This window comes from Mesorhizobium salmacidum (SeqCode) (assembly GCF_037179605.1).
Classification (GTDB): Bacteria; Pseudomonadota; Alphaproteobacteria; order Rhizobiales; family Rhizobiaceae; genus Mesorhizobium; species Mesorhizobium salmacidum.
Window position 1 is genome coordinate 172,611 of sequence record NZ_JAPYKS010000008.1, and the last position, 25,728, is coordinate 198,338.

Consider the following 25,728-nt stretch of genomic DNA (forward strand, 5'->3'; position numbering starts at 1 on the left):
GCTCAGCCGGCGAGATAGCGGTCGCGGATTTCCGAAACCGCGTTTTCGTGCGAACTGAACCCCTCGTAGCGGGCGAGCCTGCGGGCATGCAGCGCCAGTTCCGGATAGGCGGCCGAGGTGACATAGCCGACCGACGAACGCTTGACGAAATCCGTCACCGAAAGCGGCCCATAGGTCCGCGCCCAGCGGCTGGTCGGCAGCACGGCATTCGGCCCGAGGACAAAATTGGCGAGGGTGACCGGCGTGTGCGGACCCATCAGGATTTCGGCCGCTTCGGTGATGTGGCCGAGATGCGCGAACGGCTCCTTCGAGAGTATCTCGAGATGTTCGGGCGCATAGTCGTTGATGAAGCGGTAAGAGTCTTCCAGCGACGCGGTCAGCACGACGCCGCCGCGCTCTCCTGTCAGCACCGCGCGCGAGAAATCCACACGCTGCTCGGTCATGCGCGACCAGTGGTCGGGAAGTGCAGCAAGTGCTGCCTCGGCAACCTTGCGGCTGTGCGTCACCAGATAGGCCGAGGAATCCGGCCCGTGCTCGGCCTCGATCAGCAGATCGAGCGCGGCAAGGCCTCCGTCGACGCTGTCGTCGGCAAAGATAATGGCCTCCGACGGCCCGGCCGGCAGACCCGTGTTGATGATCGAGGACAGCACGCTCTTGGCCGCCACCACCCATGGGCTGCCCGGGCCGACGATCTTGAGCGCCGGCTTCACCGTCTCGGTGCCGTAGGCGACCGCGGCGACGGCTTGCGCGCCGCCGCATTTGTACACGGTCTCGACGCCAGCGAGGCGAGCGGCGACCAGCGTGGCCGCGTCCACGGAACCATCCGAGGTTGGCGGCGTCACAATGGCGATCTGCGGCACGCCGGCAATGACGGCCGGAACCGACGTCATCATCGTCACCGACGGAAAGGCGCCCTTTCCGCGCGGCACGTAGAGCGCGACCGATGCGATCGGCGTATATCTGTCGCCGGCATAGGCGCCCGGCCGGACTTCCTTGAGCCACATGGTTTCCGGCTTCTGCTCTTCATGAAAATGCCGGATGTTTTCGATGCCGAACCCGATGCTCTCCACGACATCCTTCTCGACCTTGTCGAAGGCCGCATCGAATTCCGCTTCCGACACTTTCAGTTCGCCTTCGGCCACATTGGCCTTGTCCAAGTCCCTGGCGAAGCGGATCAGGGCGGCGTCGCCCTCGTCCCTGACCGCCTGGATAATCGGGCGGACCTTTTCGACGAAGACCGACAGATCGCTCTCGGCGCGTTTCAGCAGACCGGCCCGCCGGGTGGCATCGAGGGATGACAGATCGTGGAAGCTGACGTCAGGCATGGTATTCCCTCCTGTTGGAACGCAATGTGCCGGCCGGTCACATTGCGGAAGACTCTGTTTTCGAGCCTGGGCGAGCCGCCTCAGATCGATGCGAGGAAACCGCCATCCACCGGAATGGACTGGCCGGTTATGTAGGCTGCGGCATCCGAGGCAAGGAACACGGCGATGCCGTGCAGATCGCGCAGATCGCCGAAACGATGCTGCGGAATCTTGGCGAGCATGGATTCCCGCCACGCCTCGTTGCTGTAGAACATTTCCGTCATCGCCGTCCTGAAATAGCCCGGGGCGATGGCGTTGACCCTGATGCCAAGTTCCGCCCATTCCACTGCCAGCGCCCGTGTCATGCCGAGCAGGCCCGATTTCGACGAACCATATGGCACCGCCGTTGGAATGCCGACTTCTGAAGTCAGCGAGCAGAGATTGATGATAGCGCCGGGCCGCCCGGCGTCCCGCATCTGCCGCGCCGCCGCCTGGGCGCAGAAGAACGCCCCTTTGAGATTGGTATCGATGATCCGGTCCCAGAGGGACTCGTCGACGTCGAGCGAGGGCCGGACCTCTTCCACCCCGGCATTGTTGACGAGAATGTCGAGGCCGCCAAGCAGGCGGGCTGCCTCGGCGGTGGCCGCACGGCACCGGCCGACATTGGTCACGTCAAGGGCAATGGCATGCGCGACCCCGCCGACCCCGCGGATGGCCGCCACCGTCTCATCGAGCGAGGCCAGGCTGCGCGCCGTGACCGCGAGGTCGGCGCCGGCGGCGCTCAGCGCCTCGGCGATGCTGCGGCCAATGCCGCGGCTGGCGCCGGTGACAAGCGCCTTCCTGCCCGAAAGGTCGAAAAGAGAAGCGTTGCGCATTGATCCTCCTTGGCCGCTCCGGTTGCGCGGCAGAGAGACTATCAGATAGACTTGCATATACAAGCATGTACAAACAGCCTCGAGTGAGATTGAGGGTGACGTTATCCGCCGCACGCGCGATCACAAAGTTGGCTCTTTCATACGAGATGCCACGGGCGGCGATTGTTCGAGGTTTGTCCAAGACGATAGTCGGCCGGCGATGGGGGAGACCAACATGTCCAAAGCTGTGATTTCCGAAGCCCTGCAGAATTGCCTGGCGTATCCGACAAAAAAGTCTGGGTCTGCCGTCCGTGCCGGATATCGGGCAGTTGAAAGCCGGTTGCCCGTCAAGCCCGCCGCCCTATCGTGAGAGCCCGTCATATGCTGGAAAGCAGCCCGCCCAGGAGCCTCTATCGCGAAACGGCTGGCGGCGCCGGCAATTACCCCGCCCTTGCCGGTCCGCAGCAGGCAAGGGTCGCCATCGTTGGCGGTGGCTTCACGGGCCTTTCCACCGCCTTGCATCTGGCGGAAGCCGGCGAAGACGTCTGCGTGATCGAGACCCATCAGCCTGGATGGGGAGCGTCGGGCAGAAATGGCGGCCAGGTCAATCCCGGCCTCAAATACGATCCGGACACCATCGAGGCGATGTTCGGCCCGGAGCTTGGGCCGCGGATGATCGAGTTCTCCTACGGCGCGCCGGATTTCACCTTCGGTCTCATCAGGCGCCTGTCGATCGATTGCGAGGCCCGGCAGAACGGCACCATACGCGCGGCGATCCGGCCGAAGCCGGCGGCCTCCGTGCGGGCCACGGCAACGCAATGCGAGCGGCGGGGAATGCCGGTTGAAATGCTCGACGCAAAGGCGATGGCGGCGCGTATCGGCACGGACAGGTCTATATCCGGCATGTTCGATGCCCGCGGCGGCGACCTCCATCCCTTGAAATACGCGCTTGGCCTGGCAGCCGCCGCGCAGAAGGCCGGCGCGCGGATCTTCGGCGGCAGCGAGGTGCTCTCGCTGAGCAGGCAGGCCGGGCGCTGGGTCATCGAGACGGCAGGCGGTTCCGTCAGCGCCGAGAAGGTCGTGATCGCGACCAACGGCTATACCGGAAACCTGTGGCCGGGCCTGGAGCAGTCGCTCGTCCCGGTGTTCAGCGCCATCGCGGCGACCGAGCCGCTTGCGCCGGCAGTTGCGGCGGCAATCCTCCCCGAAAGGCCCGTCGTCTACGAAACCGGCAACATCACCGTGTACTATCGCATCGACGCCCAGAACCGGCTTCTCATGGGCGGTCGGGGCTCGATGAGCCCGATCGGCGATGCTTCCGCCATCCGCTACCTCACCGACCATGCGCTACGGCTCTGGCCGGCGCTTGCTGGAACCGGGTGGACACATGGCTGGAACGGCCGGGTCGCGATCACCAAGGACCATCTTCCGCACGTTCACGAGCCGAAAGACGGCGTGCTGATCTGCCTTGGCTACAATGGCCGCGGTGTTGCCATGGCCTCGGCGATGGGCGCTGCCCTGGCGCGGCGCCTGCGGGGCGACGAGACATCGCCGTTTCCCATGCCGATATCGCCGCTCAAGCCAATCCGGTTCCATCGCTTCTGGCCGCTTGGCGTCAAGGCGGCGATCCTTTCGGGCCGGGTGAAGGACCGGTTCGGGCTTTGATGAGAAGAGCCCGCCGCTATGCTCCGGCTTCAGCGCCGGACAATCTTCGGGCGTGCCATCTCAGATGATCGTCCATGAATGTCGAGATGAAGAAATACGAGTGATCGTAGCCGTCCTGCATGCGCAGCGTCAGCGCAATGCCGGCCTTGGCGCATGCCGCTTCCAGAAGCCAGGGCCTCAGTCCATCATCGAGAAATCCGTCCGATGTCCCTTGGTCGACGAAAAGCTCCGGGAAGCGGTGGCCCTCCTCGATGAGCAAGGTGGCATCATAGCCCCGCCATGATTTCTCGTCCGCACCGAGATATTTTTCGAAGGCCGGCTTCGACCAGCCGGCGGTGCTGGGTTGCACGATCGGCGCGAAGGCCGAGCAGCTCTTGAAGCGTTCGGGGTTCTTAAGCGCGATGGTCAATGCGCCATGTCCACCCATCGAGTGGCCGAAGATCGCCTGACGCATCATGTCGGCCGGAAACTCCCGCGCGATCAGCGCTGGTAATTCCTCGGCGACATAGGAATACATGCGATAATTACTGGCATAGGGTTCCTGTGTGGCATCGACGTAGAATCCGGCGCCGCTGCCGAACTGCCAATTGTCCTTCTCGTCGGGAATGCCGGCGCCGCGGGGGCTGGTATCGGGACAGATTACGATCAGGCCAAGCTCGGCCGCCATGCGCCTGTACTCCCCCTTGTCCATGACATTGGCGTGGGTGCAGGTGAGACCGGATAGGTACCATATGACGGGGCAAGGTCTTTCACGGGCCTGTGGCGGCACGAAGACGGCAAAGGTCATGTCGCAGGCGCAGACATCCGAAGCGTGGGAATAGACGCCCTGGACGCCGCCATGCGACTTGGCAGCGGAGATGATTTTCATCCGATCCGACATGTGTTTCTTCTCCGCCAATGTGATTCACCGCCGCTTGTCTACGGCATCGGCCGGGACTACGGCAACCTCGACGGATTGGGCTTTGGATATTGGGCCAGGTCCGACCGGGCGTCGGCCATCGCCATCGAAATCGGCATCACCCTGGCAACGCCGCTGACGGTCAGGTGGCACAGGCAGCGTGCTGGATGTCGCCACCCTACCGCGCGCTAAGCGCGTTCAGGGGCCGCTTCAGCGCGCTCATGGGTCGGAGTGGGAGATATTCCGCAGCGCGCTACTCGGCAGCGATCCTGGCGCGTTGCCGGCCGAAAAGTGCCAGGCCGACATCGTCCACCGCGAGACCGATACGGGCCCGGATCGCTTCGGATGCCAGCACGCCGTCGACGAAATCCTTTTCCGAGGCGTAGAGAGCCGTCGGCAGCGCAAGAGCCTCGAAGAAGCCGAACAGCGGCCGCAGCTGATGCTCGACGATCAGCGCATGGCGGTTGCCGCCGCCGGTCGCCGCCAGCAGCACCGGCTTGCCCCTGAGGGCCGCCGGGTCGACGAGATCGAAGAAATGCTTGAACAGACCGGTATAGCTGCCCTTGTAGGTGGGCGAGCCGACCACCAGGACATCGGCGGCCAGGATCCGCTCGAGAATGGCGCGAGCCTGTACATCCAGGTCGCGCGTCCCTTTGGCATTGCCAAGGCTGGGACCGAGATCAACGATATCATGGGTGCTGGCGGTAAGGCCGTATCGCCCGGCGATCTCCGCCACGATATGGTCCACGAAGCCGCGGGTCTTGGAGGGCCGCGTGAAATTGCCGGAGAAGCCGACAATGGCCGGGTTGGTCATGATGGATGCCCTGTGATCTTTTCGAACCAGCTGGCCGGAATGTCCATAGTTTTTATAGACATTACGTCAGAACAAAAGGAATCGACGGTCGCCGTGGGGCGAAATCGGAAAACATTTTTCTTCCGGAGCGCCATCCTTGAAAAAGGAGCATGGCTTGGCGAGCGCGCGGGCTGCAGCCGTCGCACGCAGGGCCGATGCGACCGCTGGCAAAAGAAACGACCATCACCGTTTGTTCGGAACCTGATCGGCCCGCGGCTGTTTTCCGTTCAGGCAAACACGGAGGCAGCCATGGCACGCGAGAGGACCGAATACGAAACCGGCGCACGGAAATATCCGGCGAGGACCGGCTTGGATCCGAGCGATGATTTCTCGCCCGATGCAGCGAGCAACAAGCCGCCGGCAGGCGGAATGGGGCTCACGCGACCAGCGGATCAGACAAAGGAAGAAACACATCAGTCCGGAGGCCGGCCTGGCAAGGCGACACCCAGCCCGGCAACAGAAAAGACATCCGGCGCGGGCCCGACGATCTCCGAACACTCGAAGGACGCGAAGTCTCCAAGATCGGGCCGCCAACCCGGAGCCTATGTCAAGGACTGACAAGCTTTGGCATCGCGCAAACCTTTCGGTCCGCCGCACGTTGAACTTTCTTCAGCCGAGGAGACAACCATGGAGATGAAATCCAAGACCGCCGGCGAAGCCGCCAAGCAACGCCATATCCAGCGCGGCATCGGTGCCAAGGACAAATCGAAGCGCGACGGCAAGGCTGAACACGCCATGCAGGCAGGCGCGCGCGCCTATCCCGAGCCGCCCTTCCCCAAGCAACATCAGGCGAAACCCGGGTATGAAGCGGCGATCGAACCTGCCCCGCTCTACGATGCACCCTATTATCTCGGATCAAGGAAACTCGAGGAGAAGGTGGCTCTCATCACAGGCGGCGATTCCGGCATCGGTCGCGCGGTGGCGGTATTGTTCGCCCGCGAAGGCGCCGATATCGCGATCGTCTACCTGGCCGAGGACAGGGACGCCGAAGAGACAAAATCCGCCGTCGAAAAAGAAGGTCGACGCTGCATCCTCATAAAGGCCGACGTCAGCGAACGGCAGGATTGCCACGATGCCGTGGCGGCAGCGGTCGAAACGTTCGGCCGCATCGACGTGCTGGTCAACAATGCCGCCTTCCAGATCCACTCCAGCGACTTCGGCGACCTGACCGAAGAACATTTCGACACCACGTTGAAGACCAATCTCTACGGCTACTTCCATATGGCACAGGAAGCGGTGCCGCACATGAAGCCGGGCTCGGCGATCGTCAACACCGGTTCGGTTACCGGCATAGACGGCTCCAAGCAACTGGTCGACTATTCGATGACCAAGGGCGGCATCCACGCCTTCACGCGCGCGCTTTCGGGCAATCTCATCGCCAAGGGCATCAGGGTGAACGCGGTCGCGCCTGGCCCGGTGTGGACGCCGCTCAATCCGTCCGACAAGGAAGCCGACGACGTCTCGAAATTCGGCGCGGATACGCCGATGAAACGGCCGGCACAGCCGGAGGAAGTGGCTCCGGCCTATGTGTTCCTCGCCTCCCCGCACTGCTCGAGTTACATCACCGGCGAGATCCTGCCGATCGTCGGCGGCTACTGAGGTCATCGCAATGTATTTCATTGCCTTGGCGACCGACTATGACGGGACGCTCGCACATGACGGGGCTGTCTCCAAGAAAACGCTCGCTGCACTGGAGCGGTTCAAGAAAAGTGGCCGCAAACTGCTTCTGGTCACCGGACGCGAGCTGCCCGACCTCAAGCGCGTGTTTCCCGATATCGGCATGTTCGACAAGGTCGTCGCCGAGAACGGCGCCCTGATCTACACCCCGGCGAGTGAGGAGGAGCGGGTGATCTCGCCATCGCCGGAGCCCAAATTCATCGCCAGGCTGAAAAAACAGGGGGTAAAGCCACTTTCGGCGGGACGGTCGATTGTCGCCACGTGGGAGCCACATCAGGCGACCGTGCTCGAGGTCATCAAGAAGATGGGGCTCGAGCTCGAAATCATCTTCAACAAGGGCGCGGTGATGATCCTGCCGAGCGGCGTCAACAAAGCCACCGGGCTGGCCGCCGCACTCGAGGACCTTCACCTGTCGCCGCACAATGTGGTGGGTATCGGCGACGCCGAGAACGATCATGCCTTCCTGCAGGCCTGCGGCTGCAGCGTTGCGGTCGACAATGCCATTCCCGCGGTCAAAGGCACCGCAAACCTGGTCACACGCGGCGCACGCGGCAAAGGCGTCGAGGAACTGATCGCCAAACTGATCGAACGCGACCACGGGATCGTGCCGAAACGTCATGACGGCGTTGTCCTGGGGTCGTCCGGTGGCGACGACATCTATCTGTCGCCGACTGAAAGCGTGCTCATCGCCGGCAGTTCGGGCATCGGCAAATCCACCCTGGCCACCGCGCTGACGGAACGCTTCGTCGAGAGCCGATTTCAGTTTTGCGTCTTCGACCCCGAGGGTGACTATGATGGCCTCGAGGGCGCCGTTCGGCTGGGGGATGGGTCGAGCGCGCCGACAAAGGCGCAGGTGCTGGATCTGATGGCCAAGGCCGACAGCAATATCGTCGTCAACGGGTTGGCGCTTCGTGTCGATGAACGGCCTGACTTCTTTGCCGACCTGCTGCCTGGCCTTGGCAGTTTTCGCCGCCGCACCGCAAGACCGCATTGGCTGGTCATCGACGAAGCGCACCATCTTCTTCCGAAGCGGCGCGACGATACGCGCTCCGTGCTCTCCCTGGAACTGCCGGGCACGATCCTGATCACCGTCCATCCCGAGGCGATTTCGACCGACGCCCTGCGCCTGGTTACGGCCGTCATCGCCCTTGGCCCCAAGGCGAAGGACGTGGTGAAGGCCTTCTGCCGCGAGACGGGAATCGAGCCGCCGAAAGACATTCCCACGCCCAAGGGCGACCGGGTTCTGTTCTGGCGGCCGCAGGCGCGCAAAAAACTCACGACGGTCAAGGTCATCGAACCTCGTCAGTCTCTCAAGCGCCACAGCCGCAAATATGCCGAGGGCCAACTCGATGAGACCGGCAGCTTCTATTTCCGCGGTCCCGACGACGCGATGAACCTCAGGGCCCATAATCTGATGATCTTTGCCCAAATGGCCGAAGGCATAGACGACAAGACCTGGGAGTTCCATCTGCGCGCGGGCGACTATTCGAAATGGTTCCGCCAGCAGATCAGGGACAAGGATCTCGCCCGCGAAACCACCGAGGCGGAAAAGGACAGGAAGCTTTCGGCGGAGGAGAGCCGCAAACGGGTTCTCGATGCCGTTCGGCGGCGCTACACCGCACCGGCGACGGCGCCTGAGGAATAGCAGCTCGGAGGCGGTCATGAACGATGTCGGGAACGGCCGGTTCGCCGACCGCGATTGGAACCTGGGCGCCGACTTGACGTTCAACCTCCATCGAGAAGGAGAAACGATCATGCCACGAGGCGAGAAATCCAAATACACCGACAAGCAGGAACGCAAGGCCGATCATATTGCCGAAGGCTATGAGAAGCGTGGCGTTTCCGACAAGGAAGCCGAGCGACGCGCATGGGCGACGGTCAACAAGGACGATGGTGGCGGCAAGAAGGAAGGCGGCTCCGGGCGTGGCAAGCACACAGGTCATCCGGCGGCGCACAAGGGCGGCAAGAGCGGCGGAAAGGCGTCCGCTTCCCGATCGGCCGCGAGCCGGTCCGAATCGGCAAGGAAGGCGGCGGCGACCCGCAAGAGGAACGCCGAACACCACGCCCACTGAACGGCCTCGAAGATCGGAACACCGGCATGAAATCGCGACTGGTCAACGAGACCAAGGGCCAACGGACATTTGTCGTGGTGCTCGACCCGGGCGAGGAAGCATTTTCGGCGCTGACCAGCTTCGCGGTCGAGCAGACGATCGGCAGCGCTTCCCTAACCGCGATCGGCGCGTTCCAACGGGCCACTGTCGGCTGGTTCGACCTGGAGGCGAAGCGCTATCGAAAAATCCCGGTCGACGAGCAATGCGAGGTCCTGAGCGCGATCGGTGATGTCGCGACGGGCGATGATGGCAAGCCAAGTCTTCATGTCCACGCGGTGCTTGGCTTGAGCGACGGCACGACCAGGGGCGGCCATCTGCTCGAAGGCACCGTTCGGCCGACATTGGAAGTCACCGTGGTGGAAGCGCCGGGTCACCTGCGCCGCCGCAAGCGTGCCGAGTTCGGTGTGGCTTTGATCGATCTCGGCGGCTGAGGTGTCTTTGCGGGCGCTTTGCCGAGGGGCGCGACGCCCCGGAGAGCGATGGTTCAGGCAATGACGCACAGGTTCGCCCTACCCCTGGACACGCCGCCCATGGAGGCCAAGGCCGCCGACGCCCTGCCGGAGGGGGAAGGCCTTTGGCAATACGAGCCCAAATGGGACGGGTTTCGCTGCCTCGCCTTCAAGGGCGACACGGATGTCGACTTGCGCGCCAAATCCGGGAAACCTCTTGGCCGTTACTTCCCGGAACTCGTCGCCATGCTGCAGCAGGTGGAGGCCCGCAACTTCGTTGTCGATGGCGAAATCGTCATCGAACTCGATGGCCAGCTATCCTTCGACGCGCTGCAGATGCGGCTTCACCCGGCCGAAAGCCGTATCCGCAAGCTGAGTGCGCAAACCCCTGCCCGGCTGATCCTGTTCGACATGCCGGCCGCGCCGGGCGGGACGATCCTGCTTGGCGAGCCGTTGTCGCGACGCCGCCGGGCGGTCGAGGCCTTCGCTCGCGATTGCGCCAAGCCCGGCTTGCGGCTCTCGCCCAGCGCGACCGATCCGCCGGCTGCCAGGCGCTGGCTGGAAGGGGCCGGCCATGGCCCCACCGACGGCGTCGTCGCCAAATTGCTGGCCGACCCGTACCGGCCGGGCGAACGCGCGATGGTCAAGGTCAAACGGTTGCGTACCGCCGACTGCGTGGTTGGCGGATTCCGCTATCTGACCGGAAGCAGCGAGGTCGGCTCGCTCCTGCTCGGCCTCTATGATGAGAGCGGCAAACTCGACCATGTCGGCTTTACCTCGACCATCGGCAGGGATGACCGGGCCCGTGTCACCCGAGAGCTGGAAAAGCTGCGTGGCGGACCCGGCTTCACCGGCAAGGCGCCGGGCGGACCGAGCCGCTGGAGCACGCAGCGCAGCGGCGAATGGGAGCCCCTGCGGCCGGAACTGGTGGTCGAGGTCCGCTTCGATCATGTCACCGGCGACAGGTTCCGGCATGGCACCAAACTGTTGCGCTGGCGCCCGGACAAGGCGCCGCACCAGTGCACCATGCGGCAGATCGAGTGACGCAGTTCGCGCCACGGGCGCGCTCGCTGGCCGGAGGCGCCCTCCCGGCCGGCTCTTTGCGAAATGGCTGGAACAACCGCCCCGATGGCAAGTTGTGCCCCAGCTACACCGCTGGTGGGCTTCACGATAATTGATAATTGGAGATGACAATCATGGCGACTGCGAAGAAAGCGGCACCGAAGGGCCTTGAAGCCCTGTTCCTCGACGGGCTGAAGGACATTTATTATGCCGAGAAGAAAATCCTGAAGGCGCTGCCGAAAATGGCGAAGGGCGCTGAATCCGAAGATGTTTCGGCGGCGTTCGAGAAACATCTGCAGGAGACCGAGGGCCAGGTCGACCGCCTAGAACAGATTTTCGAGCTTCTCGACAAGCCGGCCCGAGGCAAGACCTGTCCGGCCATCGACGGCATCATCGAGGAGGGTTCGGAAGTCCTCCAGGAATATAAGGGCGACCCCGCTCTGGACGCTGGGCTGGTCGGAGCGGCGCAGGCCGTCGAACACTACGAGATCGCGCGCTACGGTACGCTGATCGCCTGGGCCGAACAGCTCGGCAAAAGCGACGTGGTCAAACTCCTCAACGAGACCCTTGAGGAGGAGACGGCGACCGACAAGGCACTTTCCAGCCTTGGCGAGGGCGGCGTCAATGAACGTGCCCTGGAACAGGCCGCCTAGCAGGCGAGCGGTTGCCCCGGGCGCCAGGCGATCGGGGCAACTCCCCGGATTTCGGAGAACGACGATGGACCCCCGCAAAACAAAGCAACCCTCAGTGCAGCCCAAAGACACAGCGCAAGCCGAAGACCAGGCGGAAACCGAAGGTCCCGTGATCGAGCAGCAGGACTGGGACGCGCTCGCAGGCGCGAAAATCCTTCCCGACGACGCCGAGGTGGAAGACGAGGCTGAGGGCGACTTGCCCGAGGAAGATGACGACAATGCCTACCAGGAAAGCGACGAGGCATTGCCCGACGACGTCGAGGAGGCGGCCATCTCACGCAATCCTTCAAGGGAAGGCGGCCACGCCGACGACGAGTGACCGAACGACGTCCGCAATCGGGTCAGCCGTCCGCATGTAACGGGGGCTCTTCATTCTCATCAGGATTGGGCAACGGCGCCTCATCGGGCAATCCGTCCGGCTCCGGTTCTCCAATCGGCTTGGGCTTCCAGTTGGGAGCGGGCATGGGCACGTCGCGGTTGGGGTCGGGTTCTCTCGGATCGGGCATCAAATCTGTCTCTCTTTCGGCGGCCTCTCTTTCGCCGGACCGGGCGGGTTGACCGCAGCACCTACCACCGCGCAGAGCCCGTCCCGAGCGCTCGGGACGGGCTCGGTGCCACAGGGGTTTGCTAGCGATTCTTGTGGCTTTGCTCGCCAGCTCTCACATGCTGTTCATGGGTCCCGCCGCGCATATTGCCGGAGCTGTCGCCTTGCTGGCGCTGGTTGCCACCGGCCGCCTGCTGCTGACGGTTCTTGTCATCCATGTTCTTGTGGCTCTGCTGGCCTGCTTTCACATGTTGCTCATGGCTTCCACCTTTATTGGGCATTCTTCTTCTCCTTTGAGTTACCGAGGCGAACGACCGCCTCGAGGGTCAAAGAAACTGGTTGCCCGGACGTTCCGTCACATAATATTTCGTGAACCGTGGTGATTCCCGAGCCCGCTTGCTGCGTTCAGGGCGACGACGAGCAGCACGATTGTCAGACCGTTGCGCTGAACAGTATCTACACAGCGACGAGGTGCTAGTTGAGCTGGCCCAGGATTCCAGAGCTGTTGGCCAAGACAAAACTCCAGTAGACTTGGAGCGCTATCGTACAGATCGCGGCCGCCGAGATCGGCACACCGAAAGGCACCACGCCCCGCTGATCGAGATGCTGGACGTAGACGCGGAAGGCACTTTGAGGCAGCAGGAGCGGGTTCTTCACGACCAGGGCCGTGGCGAGCGCGAAAACCATCAACAGCAGCGAAAATACCGTCAGGCCACTACCGCCGATCAGAAGCGGCACGACCGCCAGCAGCTTGACATCGCCGGCACCGATCTTGCGCAGCAACCAGAATGGGAAGAGCGCCAGAAACAGCAACAGCCCTGCAAGCGCGCTCAAACCCATATCCCACCAGGACCCCGCCCGGAGCGACATAAGCAGCAGCGATCCGAGCCCGAGGCAGAGCAGCAACAGCACGTCGCGGTTGGATATTTTCTGAGTGGTAAAATCGAGCCAGCCAGTCCGTGCGAGCAGGGCCGCAGCCAGTACCTTCAGCAGTATGGCTTCGATCAGCAGCACGTTCAGCGCTCGATGTTCTGCACGCTGGACGAGAGCAGCTTCAGATTGTTGGCGACGGTCGGATCGTTGGGCGCCAGTTCATAGGCCTTGAGGAAATTGCTGCGCGCGTCCTGCAGCTTGCCGCGCAGCAAATAGGAATAACCGACATTGTTGTAGTATTCGGGCGATGCCCCCATCAGCTTGAATGCGCGGCCATAGGCGCGATCGGCAAGGTCGAAGCGGTGGATGCGGTCGCAGGAAGCAGCAAGTCCCATCCAGGCGCCGCCGTCATTGGGCGCCAGCTGCGTCGCCTTGAAGAACAAGGCGCCGGCATTGCCGTAATTCTCGGCGCGGAACTGGTTCTTGGCTTCGGCAACAGCCTGGTCCGAGGCGTAGTATTCGACGTCGCCGACCGTCTTCAGCCCGTCGAAAGCATCGCCGAATGAGGTCACATCCCCCTTCGACGGCTCGTTGGTACGGACGACACCGTTGGTGGCGTCCGTCTGGCAGCCGGCAAGGACAACCGTCAACAGACAAGCTGCGACAGCGATAACCCTTTTCATATAGTTCCCCTCGAGGATCCCCGACTCACATTAGGACCAAAGCATACATGTAACTAGAAGAAAATGCCCCTCATGCGGATGATCACCGGCAACATAATGACCATCATCACGACAGGGAAGATGCACAACCCCAACGGGATCATCATTTTAACGGGAAGAGAATTGGCCCGTTCCTCGGCACTCAGGATTCGTTGCCCACGCATCTCGGCGCTATAAACACGCAAGGCATCGGTGAGGCTGGTGCCGAGTTCTTCCGATTGACGGAACAGGACGGCCAGTGCCCGCGCCTCGTCAAGTCCGATGCGATCTGAAAGTTCGCGTAGCGCTTCCCGCAACGGCTTGCCAGCACGCAACTGCAAATTCATGATCGACAGCTGTATTCCCAGCCATTTGTGGGTGGCGGCCATTTCATGGCTGACGCGTTCGACTGCCCCCTCCAGGCTCATGCCCGCGTCGGCGCAGGTGATCATCATGTCCATGAAGTCGGGGAAGGCTCGACGATAGATCTGTTTCTGACTGTTCTCGAAACGGTCGAGCAGAATGGCGGGAATCACCATGCAGGCCAACCCGAACAGGGCAGAACCAGCAAGGGTGATGAAACCTGGCAGGTGCGGCGGCAGAACCCGCGACAGGAGTGCATACATTGCCAGAAAACCGACGCAGACCGCGACAAGGCGGGACAGCGTATAAATCAGCGGTGCGCTTGATTGATAAAAGCCGGCGCGAAACAGCTTCGCTTCCAAGGCGTTTGGCTCTTCCCGCTCCTTCTCGATCGACTTGAAGTAGGCATCGACCGGCCGTTGTGCCGCAAGCTTGGCAAGCTGATCTTGTCCGAGCATCGATCGGCGGTCTGTAATTTCTTCGCCCATCAGGCTCTGCGCGACGAGCTTTCGTGTCTGCAGAGCCGGCAGGAAGACAAGCGCACCGAACAGGAAGAACGACACCGCCGCCACAAAGACGGCAATAGACACCAAGAAGCCCAGGTCCTGAATGTTCGAAAACAATTTCTTTCGTCGCCCCAGTCAGAAATCGAAAGTAACCATCCGGTACATGATGAAGTCGCCAAGCAGCGCCCACAACCCGAAAAGCAGAAATATCGGGAAGACAAGCGGGTTGCCCCAGACGCCGCCGTAATAGCCTGGGGCAAGGATTTGAAGCGTGAAGAACATCACAATAGGAAACAAGGAAATGATCCACGCGGAGACGCGACCTTCGGCCGAAAGCGCCCTGATTTTCATTCGCAATTTCTGCCGTTCACGCAGAACCGAGGAAAGATTGGCCAGAATCTCGGTCAAATTGCCGCCCGTCTTGGCCTGGATCGACATCGATACCGACAGCAGCTGAAGGCCCTCGAAGCCGACACGCTGCGAGAGCTTTCGCACGGCCTGCTCGATGCTGAGGCCAAAGGTGATTTCATCGGAGACGATGCCGAACTCGGTGCCGAGTGGATCGGGCATTTCGCGCGCGACCAGACCGATCGCGACCGAAGCCGGGTGTCCGGCGCGCAGCGAACGAACGATCATATCGAGCGCATCCGGCAGCTGTTTGGCGAACTTCCGGATTCGCTTGTTGCGGGCACGCCGGAGGACGAGAAGCGGCAGGACAAGCCCTACGACCAGAAAGACAATGAGCGACGGCAAAGCGGAAAAATTGAAGAGTACCAGCAGCAACGCCATCGCCAGCCCTGCAAGCAGAAATGTTGCGGCGAAGGTCAACGGATTTCCGGTGATACCGGACTGGGTATAGAGCCTGTTCAACCAGACCATACCGAAAAGAAAATCGCCCGAGTCCGTGAGCCCGCGCTCTCGCAGCAGTCCCTGTAACGTTTGTTCGGCCGGGACGTCGCCAGCGAGCCGCTTCAATCGGCGATTAACTGCTAGAGACCGGGAGCGGCGGCCGGCAAATGAAAGATACAGGGCTTCGCCGGCGAGAATGACCGAAGCTGCCGCCAGCATGTAGATGAAGTACAGCAGAGCTTGACCGGTCAGCATCAGAGGGCGACCTGCGGGTTGAAGGCGTCCTTGGCAAAATGGTGCCCCAGGGTCGCGGCCTCCGGAGCGAACCGCGGACGGACGCCGGTTGCGCGAAAGTCTCCGATGACCTTGCCCTCGGCTGTGACCTCACGCCGGACGAAATGATAAATTTCCTGAAGCTGGACGACATTACCCTCCATGCCAGTCAGTTCCGATATGGATGTGACACGCCGGCCGCCGTCCGAAAGACGCTGTGTTTGAACGATGATGTCAATGGCGGAGGCAATCTGCGCCCGGATCGAGTCGTGCGTCATCGGCATGCCGGCCATGCCGACCATCTGTTCCAGCCGCGAGATCGCGTCGCGCGGCGTGTTGGCGTGGATGGTGGTCATCGACCCCTCATGGCCTGTGTTCATGGCCTGCAGCATGTCGAAAGCTTCCTCGCCGCGCACCTCGCCGACGATGATGCGGTCCGGCCGCATGCGCAACGCGTTCTTCAGCAATTCGCGCTGACGAACCTCGCCCCTGCCCTCGACATTGGGTGGCCGCGTTTCAAGCCTGCCGACATGAGGCTGCTGCAACTGCAGTTCCGCCGCATCCTCGATGGTGATGAGTCGTTCCTTCGAGGGGATGTAGCTCGACAGCGCGTTGAGCAGCGTAGTCTTGCCACTGCCGGTGCCGCCCGAAACCAGGATCGATTTGCGCGCCTGCACGGCGATCCGCAACAGATCGACCATTGGCGGACGGATCGAATTGAGCGCCACTAGGCGTTCGAGCGAATAGGGATTCTTGGAGAACTTGCGGATCGATACCAGCGGACCATCGACCGAGATCGGCCGCACGGCGATGTTGACGCGTGAGCCGTCATCCAGGCGGGCATCGACCATCGGCGAGGATTCATCGACCCGACGCCCGATATTCGAGACTATCTTGTTGATAACGCGCAGCAGATGCGCCTCGTCACGAAACCGGATTGCTGTTTCTTCGACGATGCCACGCCGCTCGATAAAAACGCGCTTATGGGTGTTGATCATGATGTCCGTGATCGAATCGTCTTTTAGCAGCGGTTCGATCGGGCCCAGCCCCAGCATCTCGTCAGCGGTGTCGCTTGTCAGTTGGTCGAGTTCGCGTGCATTCAACGGCACGTTTCGACCCCGCACGAATTCGCGCACGATCGGGCGGATCTCGATCAGGATCTCATCCTTCGATGCATTTTCCAGAGCGGTCAGATTGAACCGATCGATAAGATGGCGATGAAGCTCAACCTTGAGTGTCAGAAAATCGTTGCCATGCGATTCGATTTCGGTGACCGGAGAAAGGGCGGGAGCGACAGGCAGAACTGTCAGCGTCTCCGCGTTTGTCATGGCCGGCCGTGCGCCTTGCCCCTTGATGAACCGCCCCAGCATAATCGCCTATGCTCCCTAACCTTGCATTAGCGGAAACTAAACGTTAACCAATCAGGGCACAAGCGCCGTGGTGCCTCGCGCTTGGTCAATACTTTCAACATAGTTAAGGAGCGCACCCAAAAAATATCGTTTTTATTTCTGGTCTCCGCGCGACCAGATGTGAGAGGCGCACTATGCTTCGGAGGTCCTGTGGCCGTCGCGAGCTCCGACATCGGCACCCACTCCATATCTGGCTATAACCCCTTCGATATAAAGGGATATGCCATATGGCTAAAGTAGCGATCACTTCATTAGTGGATAGGCATAATTGTGAACGAATGGTTAAGGACGCTTGAAAAATCAGACGAATCAAGCTCTTGCTGAAATTTGAAGGCGCTTAGAGCTCGAAAGTTCATGTATTGGAAAGTTAAGGAACCGTTAATCCCATTTGACTCTGCAATTTCTCGGGACCTAGGATCGAGATGACGGGGGATGCTTGGGTATGGATTTCATCCTTTGCTCTGTCTCGTCGGGTTCAAACCTCCAAGGGAGAAATTGACATGAACAAGCTCATGACGATGACCCGGCAGTTCCGCGACGATGAAAACGGCGCTGCCATGGTCGAATATTCCATCCTTATCGGCATTATCGCCGTTGCATCGATTCTGACTGTCCTCGCCATTGGCGGCTGGGTAAACGGTCGTTTCTCGGCACTCTGCACCGCCCTCGACGCAGCGACAGTTGGTTCGTGTAACGCGGCGACTGGCGTCGGCACCTGATCGCCTGACTACACTCAGGCCCGGATCGTTCGAGCCGGGCCTGAATCCGATCGCAGCGGGCGAATCCCGCATTGGGGCTTGGGGCTTGGGGCATGCGCGCCAATACGCTTATCATGATCGTTCTCGCCGGCGTGTTCGGCGTTCTGGCAGTTGTGTTGGTCAATATCTGGCTGGCCGGCCAGCGTAGCGCCATGGCGCAAACGGGCCTCGTTCAAGGCAGCACAGTCGTCGTAGCGGCAATGCCGCTGAAGTTCGGCGACGCGCTCACCGCAGATAAATTGCGCGAAGTCGCGTGGCCGGCGGGCGCGGTTCCAACGGGCGCCTTCAAGACAACGAAGGAAGCTCTGGCAGGCGAGGGCACGAGGCAGGCTCTTCAAACCATTAGTGCCAACGAACCTGTCCTCGCCAGCAAGATCACTGGGCCGGGGCAGCGCGCCACGCTTTCGGCGGTCCTCGGCGAAGGGATGAAGGCCGTTTCCATCAGGGTCAACGACGTGCTCGGCGTTGCGGGATTCGTCTTCCCGGGCGACCGGGTCGATGTGTTGCTGACGCGCTCGGTGCGTACCGACGATGGCGCGGACAAGAGTTTTGTCGATGTGCTGCTGCAGGGCATGAAGGTGCTCGCCATCGACCAGGTGGCCGATGTGAGTAAGGACAGCCCAACCGTGGTGAAGTCGGTGACGCTCGAGGCCAGCACCAAGGATGCGCAGAAGCTGACACTAGCGGCAGGTGCCGGGCAATTGTCGCTGGCGCTTCGCCAGGCCGCCGCCAGCAACGGCGAAACCACCGAACGGGTAACACTTTCCGATCTGACCGGCGAAACGCCGGCCGATGTCGCCGCTCGAAAGGCAGAACTCGACAAGAAGGCTGCAGCGGAAGCCTTGGCGGCAGCTGAGCGTAAGCGGGCCGACGACAAGCTGGCCGGGCTGGCTCAGGCCGTGGAGCGGGTGGGAAGCCGGCTTGACGAGATGGGCAAGGTCAAACCCGCTCCGGCCGTGACATCTGCGCCTGAAGTGCGCGAGGTCGTCAAGGAAGTGGTCAAATATGTGCAGCCGGAACCGCCAAAGAATGTGACCGTGGGCGTATTTCGTGGCGTGAAGCTCGAGACATATGACGTGCCGCGACAACCATGATAATAGTGCGGCATAATACCGCGCGACACGGTGGCTGTTTCAAGCAGCATTTAGGAGACGGGGATGCAGGGGTCTTGGTTGAGGATAGCGGCGGCCGCGTTGTCCTGTGTGGGGGCGTTGTTGCTGACGAGCCTTGCGGCCGATGCGGCCGACCGCTTCATCGACGTGTCGAACCCCAGCGTCCATCGTATCTTCCTGCCGATGTCGCAATCGGTGACGCTCCAGGTGAATGCCAATCTCGGCGATATCGTCGTCGGCGACGAGAAGATCGCCGATGCGCAGCCAATGACCGACCGCACGCTCTACGTCATCGGCAAGGGCGCCGGCACCACCACTGTCAACCTGTTCTCACCCGACAAGAGATCGCTCGGCGTCATCCAGATCGAGGTCGGCGTCGATGTCAGCGACATGGCGGCGGCAATCCGCCAGGTTTCGCCAAGGTCGCGCATCGAAATCGGTTCGGTGAATGGCAGGGTGCGGCTTGGCGGTCATGTCAAGGACGGCGCCACTCTGGCGGCCATCATGGAAGTCGCCCAGCAATACGGACCCGACGCCATCATCAACGCCGTCACTGTCGATGATAGCCAGCAGGTCAATCTCGAAGTGCGCGTGCTGGAAGCCAAGCGCAACGCCGGCCGCGATCTCGGCGTGTCGATTAGGACCAAGAACAGCAGGGGAACGACCCGCACCGGCACTGGCATTGCGGCCGTCGATGACGATGGCGTAGTGGCAAATCCGGCAGCAGACCTAGTCACCGGCCTGCTGTCGAACAGCAATCCGTTTGCAGCGCTAATCACCCGCGTCATCGACAGCAACATCAAGGTCGACCTGATCATCGAGGCGCTTGAGGCAAAGGGCGTGGTGCGCACGCTTGCCGAGCCAAACCTCACCACGCTTTCCGGCGAACCCGCCAGTTTCAATGCCGGCGGCCAGGTGCCTATCCGCAGCGTCGACAAGAACGGCGAGGTCCAGATCGAGTACAAACAATTCGGCGTCAATCTCTTGTTCACGCCGATCGTGCTCGCCGACGACAAGATCCACATCCAGTTGGCACCGGAGGTCAGCGACCTGACCGGCTTCACCACCGCCGGCGACCCGATCTTCACCAACCGCAAGCTGGAAACCGTCGTCGAACTGCGCGACGGCCAGAGCTTCGCGGTCGGCGGGCTTCTGTCGAGCAAGACCACCAAGCTCCAGAACCAGGTGCCGTGGCTGGGCCAGGTGCCTGTCATCGGCACGCTGTTTCGCAATTCGAGCAGCCAGAAGGAAGAGACCGAACTGGTCGTCGTCGTCACGCCGCATATCGTGCGGCCGGTGAAGCCCGGCGAGCAGCTGGCGACGCCTTTCGACAAGACACGACCCGCGAACGATCCGGAATTCTTCGTGCTCGGTCAACTCGAAGTGAACAAGGACATGATCCGCAAGTATGAAACGGGCGACGGCGTCACCGGCCCCTATGGCCACATGCTGGACTTCAAATCGAAGGACAAGATGCTCTATGTCAAGAAATAGCGCCTTGATTCTCATTGTGTGCGCCGGATCGCTTTCGGGCTGTGCCGCGGACTATCTGAACCACTACGACTCGGTGACCCTGGCCGCCGGCGACACGCAGAAATATAATTCGCTGCTGCAGACGGTGGACCCGCTCAACCCGGCCTCCAGGAACACGCATATCGAGGGCGACGGCACGCGCGCCGCACTTGTTGCGCACAATTACAAATATCCGCCACCACCGCCGCCGCCGCCAGCCATCACGGTCAATGTCGGCGGGTCGGGTGTGACGACGCCGTGAACTGAACGGAAGGATGCGGAGGGCGCCGGGCATGCGAGGGGCCCTGCAAGAGAGTAGAGAGTAAGGTCATGTTGGGGACCATTCGTGCCTTCTGGAACGATCAACGCGGCGTAGCGATGATCCTCGTGGCGATCATGCTGCCGGTGCTTATCGGCTTCGCTCTGCTGGCAATCGATATGAGCCGGGCCAGCGGACTGCATAACGATCTGCAGAAAGGTGTCGATGCGCTAGCGCTTGCAACGGCCGCGGAACTGGATGGCAGATCGGATTCGATCACCCGAGCCGAACTGGCCAAGACGACACTTCTCACCAACAAAACAAAGTTTTCAACGTCAGGCGATCATACACTCGCCTTGGCTGATGTGACCGTCAAATATTTGACTGGGATACCTGCCGACGACAGCATCAGGTTAAATGCCGCGGGTGTCGACACTAATGGCCATGACTGGTCAAGCACCGATCCCAAAGCCGTGACATTCTCCCTGGTGACAGTAAACCCGTCCGGTGACGCGGATGGTGCCGGTGCTTTCGCGGCAATTTTTCCGGCAAGCTTTCTAGGCGGCAACAACACCTTCGATATTCAGCCCCAGGCTGTGGCCGGATTTGTCCAGTCGATCTGCGAAACGGTGCCGATTTTCATGTGCAATCCGTTCGAGACGACCGACCCGTTGACCAGCAAAACCATCCAGCAGGCGTTCGCCGCCGGGCTCACCTATAGCCGCGAATACCGTATCCTCAAGGTTGACTCGAACCCCGGCCCAGGCAATTTCGGACTGATCGACAACAATCTCACGTCACTGCGGGATGCGCTCGCTATCGGAACCGCCGGCACCTGCTATCAACGCGATAAGCTCACCACTAAGACCGGCGTCACCCTGGGCCAGGTCAACGCTGGTCTCAATGTACGCTTCGACATCTACAGCACTTCGCTGAAGAGCCATGACACCGATTGGCAATATCGGCCGGCGAGCAATGTTCGCAAGGGGGTAGATAAAACCTCTAACTGTAATAAATACACACCCAATACGGACGGGACGGCCATGGCGCTGCCGCCGGGCAACAGCTTCGATTCCGCCACGGGGATGACGAATTCGACCTGGGATCGCAGCAATTACTGGCTGATCAACCACGGTGCCGCATACCCCTCCGTCCCGAGCACCACCAACCCGACCGGCGCCGCTGTGCCGGCTTCGAGATATGACGTCTATAAGTACGAGATTGCGAAGGGGCTCGTCGGGGACAAGTCCAAGGCGCCGACAAAGGAAACCGGCGTTCCGGCCTGCTTCAAAGGCACGACGCCGACAGCTGACCCCGATCGGCGGTTGCTCAACATGGCGATCGTCGACTGCATCGCCAACCAAGCCAAGATCAATGGCCATGTCCAGCTCAAGCCTGATGGCTATGCCAGCGTCTTTATAAACAGCCCCATCCAGAAGCAGGATAACACCAAAGACCCCGAAGATCCTTCGGCTGGCGAAAAGCCGATCAGCCTTGAGATCGTCGACGTCGATGGAGGGTTTGCGAACAACACCCTTCTAGACAAAGCATTCCGCAACGAAGCCCAGTTGTATCGGTAGAGTCGACATGACCAGGTTCGGCAAAATCATTGGGCGGTTCCAAGGCGACGAAAATGGCGCCGCTTTGGTGGAAGCCGCGATCACCATACCACTCGTGTTACTGTTGTCGGCTGGTGTGTTTGAGTTCTCCAACATCCTGAACACGCGCCTGCTTCTCGAAGCCGGCGTTGAGGATGCGGGTCGCTACATGGCACGATGCAGCAGTGACTGGGAGACCTGCAAGGGGCGGGCTCAAAACCTTGCTGCCAAGGGGGCGGTCGCCAACGGCAGCGCCAGGGTGGCAGGATGGCTGCCGGCGGCAGTTGAGATCACCAAGGCGCGCTCGCTGGACGCGGTTGATGTGGCCACGGGCACGCAGCTTTATCTTAGCAGCAACAGCACTGTCGATGTCGTGGACGTCAGTACCTCCTATTCTTATCCGGACATCGGCTTCTGGTCGTATCTCGGCTTTGGTGCTCTCACGCTGAGCGTGTCCCATCAGGAGCGAGTCATTGGATGGTGACGGAGCGCATCAAGTTTTGGGCCAACCAGTCCGGAGCGACAATGGTCGAAATGGCCATAGTGATGCCGCTACTGCTGACGCTTCTGCTTGGCTTCGTCGATTTCGGCTACGCCTTTTACCAATGGAATGCAGGGAACAAAGCGGTGCAAGCCGGCGCAAGGCTGGCGCAGATTTCTACACCTGTCGCCAGCGGGCTCCTGCTGGAGACAATAACGCAGAGCGATGTAACTAAAATCGGCACCGCGGTGGCTGCAAACACCTACAACTATATCTGCACTGCCAATACCGCCGGGAGCGTCACTTGCACTTGTGGCGCGGGCGCTACGTGTCAGAACCTCAATGTAAGCCAAGCCGCTTTTGATTTCATTTTCAGCGGCAGCAGCACACGGGCCGGAATGCAGACTTTCCTGCCAATGCTGGCGAAGTCCGAGGTGCGGATCCAATATCAGGCCTCCGGCCTCGGCTACTGGACGCGCCCCAGCGGCCCCGTACCGACCATCACCGTCAGCATCACCAATCATCCCTTCCAGTTCTTCTTCCTGGGCGGATTGCTCGGGTTCGGAAACATCACCATGCCCTCCATGCTGAGCACGGTCACGGGCGAAGACATGAAGAGTACCTGGCCATGAACGCCATCAACACCAAGGTTTTGCCGACCAAGCGAAAGCAGGTCGCGCTGTTTTCCTCCGATCCGAATTTCAAGCGCGATGTGGCGACGCGGCTCGATGCGCTGGCGATCTATGATGTGCGGGTTGCCGAGACGGGTGATTTTCTCAAGGGGCCGCCGGCCGATACGCGCCCGGGCATCGTCATCCTCGATCTCGGCAATGGCGAATTGCTTGGCAATCCAGGCATCGTCGAGGCGCGCGCGCTGTGGGCGACCGTGCCGCTGATCGCGGTTTCCGACGAGCTGACCTCGGAGCAGACGCGTGTGCTGGTGCGCATGAATGCCTCGGACTGGCTGCACAAGCCGCTCGACGGCAAGGAGCTGCTCAACGCCGTCACCTTCCATGACAGCGGCAACCAGGGCGCCAAGAGCCGCATCATCACCTTCATCAGCGCCAGCGGCGGCGCCGGCGCCACGACGCTGGCGCTATCGGCGGCTGAATTCCTGGGCTCGAAATCGACCGAGCGCGCGGCCTCGACCTGCCTGGTCGACCTCGATTTCCAGAGCGCCAATTGCGGCGCCTATCTCAACCTGTTCAACCAGTTCGACCTTGCCGGCATCATCGGCCAGCCGGAACGGCTCGATGTCGAACTGATGGATGTCATCAAGCTGTCGCGGCCGTCCGGCCTGACGCTCTATGCCTTCGAGCGGCCGCAATTGCCGTTCGAGCCGCATGGCGCCGATTTCGTCTTCCGGCTGCTCGACCTCGTCGCCTACCGTTTCGACGACATCGTCATCGACCTGCCGAATATCGAAACGCCCTGGCACAATTCCGTGCTGTCGACGAGCGACGAGATCTTCATCGTCTTCGAGCTCAACGTCGCCTCGCTGCGGCAAGGCAAACGGCTCTACAAGAAGATCCGTGAGCTGCGCGGCAATGCCGTCTCAATCACGCTGGTGGCCAACAAGCACAAGCGCAAATGGTTCGGCAACCACTTCTCACGCAGCGAGCTGGAGAAAATCTTCAAGGCGCCGAACATCAAGTCAGTCGGCCTCGACAACGCCCTGCTGGCCGACGCCCTGAACCGCGCGATGCTGCCGTCCGAAGTGGATGGACGCGCGCGCTTCAACAAGGATCTGAAGAAGATGTTCCGCGAGCGGCTCGACGATGCGGCCCGCTAGCGGCCAACGTTTTCGACTGACGGCCGTCTGTCTCCTCGGCCTGGCGCTGGCGCCTGCGGCCGGACAGAGCGCGTGGGCGGACAGCCGCCCGCCCTTGCCGGCCATGGGACCCAGCCTGCGCAAGACAGTGGCGTTTTCCACGGCCGAGAAGATCGGAACCATCATCATCCGCAAGCAGGAAAAGGCGCTCTATCTGGTGACCGGCAAGGGCGAGGCCCTGCGCTACCGGATCAGTGTCGGCCGCGATGGATTTGGCTGGACAGGTACGGTCCAGGTGGGGGCGAAGACGGAGTGGCCAGCGTGGCGCCCACCCCGGGAAATGCGCGCCCGCCGGCCGGAGTTGCCTGAGATGGTGCCCTCGGGGCCCTACAACCCGCTCGGCGCACGGGCGCTCTATCTGCTTCGGGACGGTCGCGACACGCTCTATCGCATCCATGGCACCAACGACCCTTCGGGCGTGGGTTTCGACGGCACGTCGGGCTGTTTTCGCCTGACCAATACCGATGTCATCGATCTTTTCAGGCGTGTGCCTGTCGGCACCAAGGTGGTGGTCCAATGACGACGATCAGCGATCCCGACGAACTGGTGGCGGCGGCCGAACCGCTATTGCTCGACAAGGAGAAAAGCCGGTTCAGATTAGCCGTTGCCGTCTGTGTCGGCCTGACGCTGTTTGCCCTTCTGAACGCCACCGCGGCCGTCTATCTCTACCGTGGTATCAACGACCTGCGCGCGATCGAGGCGCGACTGGAAGACCTCGGCCAGTTCGAGCAGCGGATGAGCGCGCGGCTGGACACCGTCAACAACGGATTCCAAAGCCGGTTCGAGGCGCTGGACGACCGGCTGCGGGCGAGCTTCGGCGAGGTCAACGCCACCATCGCCCGGCAGGCGCCGGACATGTCGGAAAATCACGGTGGCGACATGCCGCGCGTCGTGGAACTCCCCTCACCCGCCGAAGATACGGCGGCGGTTGCCAGCGCCGCCGACGACCAGCCAGCCGTCGAGGAAATGCCGCGCGTGACGCGAAGGAGGCCGGCTCCCGCAGTGCCTCCCGCGCCAAGCTCCAACTATCAGCGGAGCGTATCCCCGGAAGGCAAGGTCACCTATCACAAGATAAACTAGCTCTGGCCTCGGCA

At 61.5% G+C, this 25,728-nt stretch carries 29 protein-coding genes; 19 read left to right on the forward strand and 10 right to left on the reverse strand.

Annotation, left to right across the window (positions count from 1 at the left end):
* Positions 1 to 2: 2 nt before the first annotated feature.
* Positions 3 to 1,325 (reverse strand): histidinol dehydrogenase, encoded by a 1,323-nt coding sequence (gene hisD / locus O7A60_RS13335; protein WP_337106706.1) that lies wholly within the window; start codon positions 1,323 to 1,325, stop codon positions 3 to 5.
* A gap of 80 nt (positions 1,326 to 1,405) precedes the next feature.
* Complete coding sequence (locus O7A60_RS13340; protein WP_337106707.1) at positions 1,406 to 2,179, reverse strand: SDR family NAD(P)-dependent oxidoreductase; 774 nt, start codon at positions 2,177 to 2,179, stop codon at positions 1,406 to 1,408.
* 360 nt (positions 2,180 to 2,539) lie between these two features.
* Here O7A60_RS13340 and O7A60_RS13345 point away from each other — a divergent pair, with 360 nt between their 5' ends.
* Positions 2,540 to 3,823: an NAD(P)/FAD-dependent oxidoreductase gene (locus O7A60_RS13345; RefSeq protein WP_337106708.1), complete on the forward strand. Its 1,284-nt coding sequence runs from the start codon at positions 2,540 to 2,542 to the stop codon at positions 3,821 to 3,823.
* A 16-nt stretch (positions 3,824 to 3,839) separates the two neighbouring features.
* Here O7A60_RS13345 and fghA read toward each other — a convergent pair whose 3' ends face one another.
* Positions 3,840 to 4,703 (reverse strand): S-formylglutathione hydrolase, encoded by an 864-nt coding sequence (gene fghA / locus O7A60_RS13350; protein ID WP_337106709.1) that lies wholly within the window; start codon positions 4,701 to 4,703, stop codon positions 3,840 to 3,842.
* 271 nt (positions 4,704 to 4,974) lie between these two features.
* The gene (gene msuE, locus O7A60_RS13355; RefSeq protein WP_337106710.1) at positions 4,975 to 5,535 is read right to left on the reverse strand and encodes an FMN reductase; all 561 of its coding nucleotides are present in this window, start codon (positions 5,533 to 5,535) and stop codon (positions 4,975 to 4,977) included.
* Positions 5,536 to 5,547: 12 nt separating this feature from the next.
* Between msuE and O7A60_RS13360 the strand changes: the two genes are divergently transcribed.
* From O7A60_RS13360 to O7A60_RS13395, 8 genes are all read left to right on the forward strand, one after another.
* Positions 5,548 to 6,132 carry a hypothetical protein gene (locus O7A60_RS13360; protein ID WP_337106711.1) on the forward strand — a complete coding sequence of 195 codons (585 nt, stop codon included), beginning with the start codon at positions 5,548 to 5,550 and terminating at the stop codon, positions 6,130 to 6,132.
* Positions 6,133 to 6,201: 69 nt separating this feature from the next.
* Positions 6,202 to 7,173, forward strand: a complete 972-nt coding sequence (locus O7A60_RS13365) for an SDR family oxidoreductase (RefSeq protein ID WP_337106712.1) — start codon at positions 6,202 to 6,204, stop codon at positions 7,171 to 7,173.
* 10 nt (positions 7,174 to 7,183) lie between these two features.
* Complete coding sequence (locus O7A60_RS13370; RefSeq protein ID WP_337106713.1) at positions 7,184 to 8,896, forward strand: HAD family hydrolase; 1,713 nt, start codon at positions 7,184 to 7,186, stop codon at positions 8,894 to 8,896.
* Positions 8,897 to 9,005: 109 nt separating this feature from the next.
* The gene (locus O7A60_RS13375) at positions 9,006 to 9,323 is read left to right on the forward strand and encodes a plasmid stabilization protein (protein WP_140505910.1); all 318 of its coding nucleotides are present in this window, start codon (positions 9,006 to 9,008) and stop codon (positions 9,321 to 9,323) included.
* Positions 9,324 to 9,349: 26 nt separating this feature from the next.
* Entirely contained in the window at positions 9,350 to 9,793 is a 444-nt protein-coding gene (locus O7A60_RS13380) for a PPC domain-containing DNA-binding protein (protein ID WP_337106714.1), read from the forward strand.
* Positions 9,794 to 9,853: 60 nt separating this feature from the next.
* The gene (locus O7A60_RS13385; RefSeq protein ID WP_337106715.1) at positions 9,854 to 10,855 is read left to right on the forward strand and encodes an ATP-dependent DNA ligase; all 1,002 of its coding nucleotides are present in this window, start codon (positions 9,854 to 9,856) and stop codon (positions 10,853 to 10,855) included.
* A gap of 152 nt (positions 10,856 to 11,007) precedes the next feature.
* Positions 11,008 to 11,526 (forward strand): YciE/YciF ferroxidase family protein, encoded by a 519-nt coding sequence (locus O7A60_RS13390; protein ID WP_337106716.1) that lies wholly within the window; start codon positions 11,008 to 11,010, stop codon positions 11,524 to 11,526.
* Positions 11,527 to 11,590: 64 nt separating this feature from the next.
* Positions 11,591 to 11,884: a hypothetical protein gene (locus tag O7A60_RS13395; RefSeq protein WP_337106717.1), complete on the forward strand. Its 294-nt coding sequence runs from the start codon at positions 11,591 to 11,593 to the stop codon at positions 11,882 to 11,884.
* Between the two features lie 308 nt (positions 11,885 to 12,192).
* Here O7A60_RS13395 and O7A60_RS13400 read toward each other — a convergent pair whose 3' ends face one another.
* The 6 genes from O7A60_RS13400 to O7A60_RS13425 all read right to left on the reverse strand — a co-directional run bounded on the left by O7A60_RS13400 (position 12,193) and on the right by O7A60_RS13425 (position 17,044).
* On the reverse strand, positions 12,193 to 12,390 hold the full coding sequence (locus O7A60_RS13400) for a hypothetical protein (protein ID WP_140505812.1): 198 nt from the start codon (positions 12,388 to 12,390) through the stop codon (positions 12,193 to 12,195).
* Between the two features lie 193 nt (positions 12,391 to 12,583).
* The gene (locus O7A60_RS13405) at positions 12,584 to 13,123 is read right to left on the reverse strand and encodes a prepilin peptidase (protein ID WP_140746011.1); all 540 of its coding nucleotides are present in this window, start codon (positions 13,121 to 13,123) and stop codon (positions 12,584 to 12,586) included.
* Positions 13,124 to 13,125: 2 nt separating this feature from the next.
* On the reverse strand, positions 13,126 to 13,665 hold the full coding sequence (locus O7A60_RS13410) for a tetratricopeptide repeat protein (protein WP_337106718.1): 540 nt from the start codon (positions 13,663 to 13,665) through the stop codon (positions 13,126 to 13,128).
* A gap of 53 nt (positions 13,666 to 13,718) precedes the next feature.
* Positions 13,719 to 14,669 (reverse strand): type II secretion system F family protein, encoded by a 951-nt coding sequence (locus O7A60_RS13415; RefSeq protein WP_337106719.1) that lies wholly within the window; start codon positions 14,667 to 14,669, stop codon positions 13,719 to 13,721.
* An 18-nt stretch (positions 14,670 to 14,687) separates the two neighbouring features.
* Positions 14,688 to 15,656, reverse strand: coding sequence for a type II secretion system F family protein (locus tag O7A60_RS13420; protein WP_337106720.1), 969 nt, complete (start codon positions 15,654 to 15,656; stop codon positions 14,688 to 14,690).
* Positions 15,656 to 17,044: a CpaF family protein gene (locus tag O7A60_RS13425; protein ID WP_337106721.1), complete on the reverse strand. Its 1,389-nt coding sequence runs from the start codon at positions 17,042 to 17,044 to the stop codon at positions 15,656 to 15,658. The genes O7A60_RS13420 and O7A60_RS13425 overlap by 1 nt, the downstream gene beginning before the upstream one ends.
* A gap of 539 nt (positions 17,045 to 17,583) precedes the next feature.
* On the opposite strand from O7A60_RS13425, the gene O7A60_RS13430 reads away from it, so the two are divergent.
* The 10 genes from O7A60_RS13430 (at position 17,584) to O7A60_RS13475 (ending at position 25,714) form a co-directional block, all read left to right on the forward strand.
* Positions 17,584 to 17,802: a Flp family type IVb pilin gene (locus tag O7A60_RS13430; RefSeq protein WP_337106722.1), complete on the forward strand. Its 219-nt coding sequence runs from the start codon at positions 17,584 to 17,586 to the stop codon at positions 17,800 to 17,802.
* Positions 17,803 to 17,894: 92 nt separating this feature from the next.
* Positions 17,895 to 18,935, forward strand: a complete 1,041-nt coding sequence (cpaB, locus tag O7A60_RS13435) for a Flp pilus assembly protein CpaB (RefSeq protein ID WP_337106723.1) — start codon at positions 17,895 to 17,897, stop codon at positions 18,933 to 18,935.
* 63 nt (positions 18,936 to 18,998) lie between these two features.
* Complete coding sequence (locus O7A60_RS13440) at positions 18,999 to 20,447, forward strand: type II and III secretion system protein family protein (protein ID WP_337106724.1); 1,449 nt, start codon at positions 18,999 to 19,001, stop codon at positions 20,445 to 20,447.
* 4 nt (positions 20,448 to 20,451) lie between these two features.
* On the forward strand, positions 20,452 to 20,727 hold the full coding sequence (locus O7A60_RS13445) for a hypothetical protein (protein ID WP_337106725.1): 276 nt from the start codon (positions 20,452 to 20,454) through the stop codon (positions 20,725 to 20,727).
* 68 nt (positions 20,728 to 20,795) lie between these two features.
* Positions 20,796 to 22,304, forward strand: a complete 1,509-nt coding sequence (locus O7A60_RS13450) for a TadE/TadG family type IV pilus assembly protein (RefSeq protein WP_337106726.1) — start codon at positions 20,796 to 20,798, stop codon at positions 22,302 to 22,304.
* 7 nt (positions 22,305 to 22,311) lie between these two features.
* Entirely contained in the window at positions 22,312 to 22,806 is a 495-nt protein-coding gene (locus O7A60_RS13455; RefSeq protein ID WP_337106727.1) for a TadE/TadG family type IV pilus assembly protein, read from the forward strand.
* Positions 22,800 to 23,435 carry a TadE/TadG family type IV pilus assembly protein gene (locus O7A60_RS13460; RefSeq protein ID WP_337106728.1) on the forward strand — a complete coding sequence of 212 codons (636 nt, stop codon included), beginning with the start codon at positions 22,800 to 22,802 and terminating at the stop codon, positions 23,433 to 23,435. Before O7A60_RS13455 ends, O7A60_RS13460 begins: the two co-directional genes overlap by 7 nt.
* A complete protein-coding gene (locus O7A60_RS13465) occupies positions 23,432 to 24,595 on the forward strand; it encodes an AAA family ATPase (protein ID WP_337106729.1) in 1,164 nt (387 codons plus the stop codon). Before O7A60_RS13460 ends, O7A60_RS13465 begins: the two co-directional genes overlap by 4 nt.
* Positions 24,582 to 25,154: a L,D-transpeptidase gene (locus O7A60_RS13470; protein ID WP_337106730.1), complete on the forward strand. Its 573-nt coding sequence runs from the start codon at positions 24,582 to 24,584 to the stop codon at positions 25,152 to 25,154. The genes O7A60_RS13465 and O7A60_RS13470 overlap by 14 nt, the downstream gene beginning before the upstream one ends.
* Entirely contained in the window at positions 25,151 to 25,714 is a 564-nt protein-coding gene (locus tag O7A60_RS13475; RefSeq protein WP_337106731.1) for a hypothetical protein, read from the forward strand. The genes O7A60_RS13470 and O7A60_RS13475 overlap by 4 nt, the downstream gene beginning before the upstream one ends.
* Positions 25,715 to 25,728 lie beyond the last annotated feature (14 nt).